Raw genomic sequence first — 5,445 nt, 5'->3', positions numbered from 1 at the left:
AACCCTTAAGGCGAACACCACGGAACCGGTTAATGGTATTATGGTCAGGTCTACTCATGCCACTGAGCCACATGAATGGAATATTTTCCTTACAACCTGAGTTCGATTATTAATTCTATTTAGAATTGCAATCATGGTGGTAAATTTTTATATTTAAGTGTTTGAAATTCAAATATTTAACAATTTATCAGACCATGATTACATACGGTAAAGTTACAGATATTTTCTGCATAGTTGATGAATTTTGCAAGAACTTTGAAAAAAACACTAAAAGCTTCATCCTTGGGAAGGCTTCAAGACGCCCCTGCAACAATGTCAAATAGTGAGATTATCAGTATCCTACTATTATTTCAGATCAGTGGTTTTAAATGTTTTAAGCATTATTACATCTTTTATGTGCAGCGCCACATGAACAAAGATTTCCCTAAGACAGTTTCTTACAATCGTTTCGTGGAACTTAACCAAACTGTGTTTATGCCCTTAACTATGTTTCTGAAAATCTGTTGCTCAGGTTCTTGTACAGGAATTTCATTTGTAGATTCTACGCCAATAAGAGTTTGTAAAAACAAGCGTATCAAAGCAAGTAAAGTATTCAAAGGAACTGCTGAAATTGGGAAATCAACAATCGGTTGGTTTTACGGCTTCAAGCTTCATTTAATCATTAATGATAAGGGGGAAATTCTTAATTTCCTTATTAGTCAAGGAAATATGGATGCTAGAGAGCCCTTAAAAAAAGAAAGTTTCCTAAAAAAAATATTTGGAAAACTATTCGGCGATAAAGGTTACATCTCTAAACAATTGTTTGAAATTCTTTTTATTGATGGAATACATCTAGTCACTAGAATACGCAACAAGATGAAAAATAGCCTAATGAGTATGAATGATAAGATTATGCTTAGAAAGAGATCAGTTATAGAAACTGTTAACGACGAACTTAAAAACATCTGTCTGATTGAGCATTCAAGACATCGTTCATTCATCAACTTTATCGTAAATATATTAGCTGGATTAGCAGCATACAGTTTCTTCCCTAAGAAACCTTCAATCAAATATCAAACGGTAAAAACTAACCAATTGTACGCTTTCTAATAATCGAACTCAGGTTTTAAAGTATTTGAAGGTTAAGCAAAGGACAGCGGATGAATTAGCGAACTATTCACCTTGGCATATTGATAATTTGCATATTTTTATATTTACTCACTGTTTGAAAAAAAAGGAAGACTACACCATTGTATGCGTTATTATGCTTGTATATGAGGTTTTTAGGATGCGATTTTTAAGTTTTTGTGCATTTTCGTTTGCTAGTCTTGCATAGATTTCATAATTTGTATAGTACAACCTATAATTATGAACATGAATTTTAACTTTTTAAAGTTTCCTTTATTACTATCATCAGTAATAGTTCTTATTGTATTGCTATTTTCGTCTTTTATACCGGATCAAAAGAGTTCGATGTTTAATGAGCTATCGATAGCCGATCAAGCAATCAAGCCTATCGTGCCAGGAGCGGATCAAATCGAGGATTATGTTCCTTTGTTGAAGGGGAAAAAAGTCGGTCTAATGGGGAATCAAACGTCTATTATCGGAGCTGATAAAGAGCATTTGGTAGATGTGCTTCTTCGCGAAGGTGTGGATCTTCGTTTTGCATTTGCGCCTGAGCACGGTTTTAGAGGAGAGATTGAGCGTGGAGAGAAGGTGTCTAATATGACAGATAAAAAGACGGGGCTACCACTGTATACCTTGTATGGAGGTAATTCAAAACAGGATTCTATCGTACAGTCTGTAGATGTGATGATATTTGATTTACAGGACGTGGGGGCACGATTCTATACATATGTAGCTTCTATGCATCATGTGATGGATTTGTGTGCTAAGCATGGTAAGAAAATGATTGTGCTGGATCGTCCCAATCCGTGTGGTGATCAGATCGATGGTCCTGTGCGGAAGGATGACAAATACAAAGCTGATATCTCGTTTCATAAAGTGCCTATCATGCATGGTCTGACGATCGGTGAGTTGGCGCAAATGATTAATGGAGAAAAGTGGCTGGAGGATGGCGCGCAATGCGATTTGAAGGTTATCCCTGTGAAGAATTACAATCATTCGATGCGTTATGAATTGCCAGTAATCCCATCTCCGTCATTACCTAATCATCTTTCTATCCGTTTGTATGGTTCACTATGTCTGTTTGAGGGGACAAGTATCTCGGAGGGAAGAGGTACGGATTGGCCTTTTCAGGTGATTGGCTATCCACTTCCTGTGTTTGGTGATTTTCAGTTTATACCAGGTGAGAAAGCGGGGGTTGCGAAGCATGTAGCAGGTAAAGGGGAAGTGAACTATGGGGTAGATCTTCGTGGTATCGATCCTGATAAGCATAAGTTCACGTTGAAGTATGTATTGGATTTTTATGATAAGATGCCGGACAAGAGTAAATTCTTTTCAAGACCCGAGTTCTTCGATAAGTTGGCAGGAACAGATGAGCTTCGTAAACAAATCATCGCAGGGAAATCTGAAGTAGAAATCCGTAAAAGTTGGGCTAAAGACTTGTCGGCGTATAAGTCTATGCGAAAGAAATATGTTTTATATAAAGACTAATGTCTTGAATAACTGTTCAGATGACTTAGCTTATCAGGTATAACTGGGTAAGCTAAGTTTGTTTTGTACAGGTTTTGCCTGATAGATTCTAACCTTTTTTTGATGCCTAGATTATATTCTTTTGGTGTATCCCTTTTTTTGTTATTATTGTTGAGCTTCGGTACATTGTTTGCGCAGAAGCAAACGGTAAGTGGTCTTGTCGTGAATCAACAACGCGATCCTCTTTCTCTGGCGACGGTGACGCTACATGCTAGCGATGACAAATTGGTAGCTAATGTGACGACGAATGCAACAGGACAGTTTCGGATAGCATTTGATAGTTTAGGTGAATTCTTTGTTCGAGTTAGGCATGTCGGTTATCAGGATTTTAGTTCACCGCATTTTGAGGTAGTTCTGTCGGAGTTGGATACTATTGTACTGTTGCCTTTGGTACACGCTCTGGATGCTGTGGAGGTCAATGCGAAGAAAAAGCTGTTGGAAGTGGAGGGCGGAACGATTATATATCATGTGGAGCATGCTATCGGAGCTTTGGATATCTCTGTTTTGGAAGCCTTGAAAAAAGCGCCTGGTGTATATGTGGAGAATGAAAGTGCGATTACGCTCAATGGGCAAAGTGGCGTGCAAATATTGATCGATGGAAGACAGACGTATTTGTCGGGCAAAGAGCTTACAGATCTGTTGAAGTCTCTTTCGTCTAATAATATCAAATCTATCGAGATTATCTCTAGTCCAACGGCTAAGTATGATGCCGCAGGTCAAGCCGGCATCATCAATATCAAAACTAAAAAAAATCAAATAAAAGGTATTAATGGAAGTCTGACGACGATTATGGCTTATGGAGTGAGTGCGAAACAACTTCAAAATATTGCATTGAGTTATCGGGTGGATAAGGTTAATATTTTCGGGAGTTATAATCATACCTTGGGCAACTATAATTATGTGTACGGCACGAACCGACAACAGAATGGAAAGTCATATGATAGCCATACAATTGATGTCGATAAGCGTCAAAAGATGTCTTCGCAAGTGGGGATGGACTACTATTTAAATGATAAGAATACAATTGGTTTTGTCGCCAATGGTAATTTTATCTTTGGTGGTGGTAGGACCGATACACATACGGATATTGGTAATTCACCATTTAATACTATAATAGAATCTTTGGATGCGGTCAACGATTATTATGGACAAGGTACTTCGCGGTATAATTTTAATGCCAACTATAAATATGAAGATACGCTTGGTTATAGTTTGAGTATAGATGCGGATTATGGCTTGTTTGATAAATGGAATAAGAATCTGCAAACCAATATTTATCGTGATAATGAGGACCTCATTACCACTGATAATCTATACCGTACTTTGAATGGGATAGATATAGATTTGAAAGGTGTGAAGTTGGATTATGGGATGAAGTTGTGGAATGGTAAATTGGAGGCTGGTCTTAAGTATTCATATGTAGGTTCTATAAATGACTCTCGATTTTATCATGTGGTAGCCTCGTCGGATAGCTTGGATCATCGACGTTCTAATGATTTTCATTTTGGTGAAGCTGTGTCTGCAGCTTATATTGATTACAAGCGAAATATAGGGAAGCTATCTTTGCAAGGAGGTCTTCGTGTTGAAAATGCTTCTTCGGAAGGAAAGTTATTTTATAAGCAGAATAATGTGGGTAGCGATGAAGTAATTAGCCGTGATTTCACGAATTTATTTCCCTTTTTTTCGGTTAGTTTATTACCGACAGCACATAGTACGATGTCTTTTTCTTATGCAAAGCGAATCGATCGTCCTGCTTATCAAGATTTGAATCCTTTTATTTATATGCTAGACGAATTGTCTTTTTGGCAAGGAAATCCTTTTCTGAACCCTTCGTTGACGCATCGTTTGACGTTTTTGTATTCCTTGAAAAGGTCGACCATTGTAACTTTTAATTTTTCGTATACCGATCAATTGACTGCTAAAGTTATTGATACCTTGGATACCGAAAAAATAGTGATGATTAGTAAGAATTTGGGTACACAAAAGCATTGGTCATTGAATTTAACGCAACAACTAAGTGTCAAGCCGTGGTGGGATATGACCTTTAATGGGCTTTTGTATTATATCGATAATGCTGTTTCTTTCGATGAATACCGAAACTTTGAATTGAAACAATTTGCTGGTCGGGCGAGCTTGGTACAAGCATTTAAGATGCCTTTTAAGATGAAGGGAGAGTTGACGGCTGTTTATAATTCCAAACGGTTGAGTGGAGCCAATACATTAAGTCGGTCTATTAGTCAGGTAGATGTTGCTGTTCAAAAAAACTTGTTGCAGGATAGGGCTACTATTCGTTTTGCGGTGACGGATATTTATAAAGGTAATAAGAGTCGATATAGTCAAAATTTCCCTGGATTTACTTCTTCAAGTTATGGTTATTATGAGTCAAGACAAGCGCGCCTGAGCTTCAGTTATCGTTTTAGCGAAGGAAAAATTAAAACCCAAAGGTCACGTAAATCTGCCCTTGAAAGTGAAAGTGGACGGATGTAAATAATTATTTTTTAGAACTATCCGTATATAAATTTAGTGTATGCTACCAAACTAAATATTTAGGTCTGTTTCTTTAAGGAGAGAACTGTCTCAAAAAAGGTTATGTTATTGATAATTCTAGCGAAAACAAGTTTATAACCTGAATTCGATTATTAATTCTATTTAAAATTGCAATCATGGTGGTAAATATTTATATTTAAGTACCTGAAATTCAAATATTTAACAATATACCAGACCATGATTACATACGATAAAGTTACCGATATTTTCTGCATAGTTGATGAGTTTTGCAAGAACTTTGAAAAAAACACTAAAAACTTCATC

2 protein-coding genes and 2 pseudogenes are annotated in these 5,445 nt (G+C 36.8%); 3 read left to right on the top strand and 1 reads right to left on the bottom strand.

Annotation, left to right across the window (positions count from 1 at the left end):
- Positions 1-100: pseudogene (locus EDC17_RS16440) on the bottom strand (transposase); the annotation flags it as partial.
- Positions 101-194: 94 nt separating this feature from the next.
- On the opposite strand from EDC17_RS16440, the pseudogene EDC17_RS16435 reads away from it, so the two are divergent.
- From EDC17_RS16435 to EDC17_RS16425, 3 genes and pseudogenes are all read left to right on the top strand, one after another.
- Positions 195-1,089: pseudogene (locus EDC17_RS16435) on the top strand (IS982 family transposase).
- Between the two features lie 264 nt (positions 1,090-1,353).
- Positions 1,354-2,595, top strand: coding sequence for an exo-beta-N-acetylmuramidase NamZ family protein (locus EDC17_RS16430; RefSeq protein WP_243646187.1), 1,242 nt, complete (start codon positions 1,354-1,356; stop codon positions 2,593-2,595).
- A gap of 102 nt (positions 2,596-2,697) precedes the next feature.
- Positions 2,698-5,121, top strand: coding sequence for a TonB-dependent receptor (locus EDC17_RS16425; RefSeq protein ID WP_132779292.1), 2,424 nt, complete (start codon positions 2,698-2,700; stop codon positions 5,119-5,121).
- Positions 5,122-5,445: the final 324 nt, after the last annotated feature.

It is taken from the genome of Sphingobacterium alimentarium (assembly GCF_004342685.1).
In the GTDB taxonomy this organism is placed as follows: domain Bacteria; phylum Bacteroidota; class Bacteroidia; order Sphingobacteriales; family Sphingobacteriaceae; genus Sphingobacterium; species Sphingobacterium alimentarium.
Note: the sequence above shows the minus strand (reverse complement) of the source record. Positions and strands in the feature narration are given on the sequence as shown.

Excerpts from the sequence above, each read along its gene's own strand:
- EDC17_RS16430 (WP_243646187.1), top strand. The coding sequence starts at position 1,354 with ATGAATTTTAACTTTTTAAAGTTTCCTTTATTACTATCATCAGTAATA.
- EDC17_RS16425 (WP_132779292.1), top strand. The coding sequence starts at position 2,698 with ATGCCTAGATTATATTCTTTTGGTGTATCCCTTTTTTTGTTATTATTG.